Here is a 1,972-nt window from a genome sequence, read left to right on the forward strand (position 1 = left end):
CCAGCTATAGATTTGTGATTCATGAATACCCAGCTCTTTTGCGGCTTTGGAAACCCCATTTCTTTCAGCTAAAGCAAGTGCTTCTTTCTTGAACTCATCTGTGTGTATTTTCCGTATTTTCTTTGTCATCATATTATACCTCGGTTAGTGATTTTACTCACTTAGCCGAGTGTCCGAAAGTACTGCCAAGGATCACCCGGAGGGCAGGCAAGGAAGACGGGTATTTTGGTCGCTGAAGTCATGCAGCGTCCCTAGGTGGAAACGCCCGTCTTGCCAATAGATTTGGTACTTAGTGGGAGCGTTTTCGCTCCAATTGTTCCGCAATCGCCTGAGCATATGCCTCTGAGTCCCAGCCTTCGGCAAGAGCCTGACGCATCACGTCTTGCTGGCTTGCTGGTGCCATGCCCGACAAAGGCGAGTCGATGTCCAGGTTGGCTGGGAACGGGTACCCTTCAGCACTGGCCGCCACAACATTGTCGACTTCCCGGGCCGTCAACTGCTTGTTGGTCGCAGCTTTTGATAACTCCGGATAGACCGCCAGGGACAGGCGCGCCCGATCAACAATCTCAATAGATCGTCCATAGGCCGACCCAACTTGCATCAAGTTGGCAAAGCGTTGGATGTCCGTGCTGGTGTTTTCTCCTGCTGCGTGAAACGTCGCTGGGTTGAAGAACAACAGGTCGCCCTTCTGGAGCGGCATCTGCACGCAGTTTTCCTCAAAGAAGGCCCTGAAATCCTCTCGCAAAACCGCAAGATATCCCGGCAGATAGCTTTGCGAATAGGGCAACAGTTTGGTTGGCCCAGATTCCAGAGGCATATCGCAATGGGCAACGGCCCCTTGCAATGTCAGTTGCGCAGAAAGCGCGTGCTGTGTGGCCGGGTAGGTCTTGAGGTCTTCGCTGGATTGAAAGCCCATATGGTAATCCCGATGCGCAGTTTGCGCTTTGCCACCGGGGCGCACGACATTGGCCTGAGTTGTGATTTGATAACCCGTGCCAAGCCACGCCTCACTGACCCGGCGCACACATTCATTTGTGTTGTAGCGCACAAACAATTCGGGGGATTTTACACCCAATTTCTCATGCCCGTTCCAGACACGGCTATTGGCCCCAGCCGCCGCGAAGTGATCCCCATGCCCCACGCCTTTTGCTTCTTCCTCGGCAATGATGCTGTTTAGAGCCTCCGTGACATCATCAATCACTTGGGTGTCGGTATATCCGCGACGGATGGCAATAATGCCCGGCCCCGATTCAAAGGCCCGGTTCCATTCCGCCATGACAGGTTTCCAGGCCTCATCCGTGTCGTTTTGGGCTACCAGCGCCGCTCCGTCATAGACTGGAATGTTCTTCGCAATTTCTACCGCGTGTGGGTAATCCGCCGCCTTCGTGACCTGTGACACATGTCGCGCGAACTCCTCCAAAGCACAGGATGTGTCATCCAACCAAACCGGTTCCTGCATCGTCCGTTTCCTCCCTAGACACGTTGCATTTGCCAGAAAACATAACCAGCGATAGGGTCAACGCAGCGTTCAAAAATACATCAAAAATACATCAAAAATACATCAAAAATACATCAAAAATACATCAAAAATACATCAAAAATACATCAAAAATACATCAAAAACACATCATTATGGAATATAAGTAGTATAAACGTCATTTTTCGTAATGTCTAAAATATACTTTGTCTAATATTTGGTCATGTTGACATCTTCTTTAATCGCAATGAGGAAACAAGTATCAGACAGTTATCGTCTACAACCTCCTTTTTCAAAATTACAGTTAAAAAAACAAGTGCGTTCCGCTGTTGCGTAAACCAGCTCTGCATATTGCTGTTGTTTATGGTGATCTGCTGAATTGATGCCTAGGGGGCGTTGACAATTGGCCATGATTAGCTGATTAAGATACAATTTTTCTCTTTGAAATTCATATGTCTCGTAAAATGATTAGCGATAAGCAGTGGCGACGAATTC

At 48.8% G+C, this 1,972-nt stretch carries 1 protein-coding gene; it reads right to left on the minus strand.

Features of this window, described 5'->3' with window-relative positions:
• Nucleotides 1–289: 289 nt before the first annotated feature.
• Nucleotides 290–1,459 carry a phytanoyl-CoA dioxygenase family protein gene (locus L2764_RS26925; RefSeq protein ID WP_248943403.1) on the minus strand — a complete coding sequence of 390 codons (1,170 nt, stop codon included), beginning with the start codon at nt 1,457–1,459 and terminating at the stop codon, nt 290–292.
• Between the last annotated feature and the right edge of the window lie 513 nt (nt 1,460–1,972).

The sequence above is a fragment of the Shewanella surugensis genome (genome assembly GCF_023284005.1).
Taxonomy (GTDB): Bacteria; Pseudomonadota; Gammaproteobacteria; order Enterobacterales; family Shewanellaceae; genus Shewanella; species Shewanella surugensis.

Excerpts from the sequence above, each read along its gene's own strand:
- L2764_RS26925 (WP_248943403.1), bottom strand. The coding sequence starts at position 1,459 with ATGCAGGAACCGGTTTGGTTGGATGACACATCCTGTGCTTTGGAGGAG.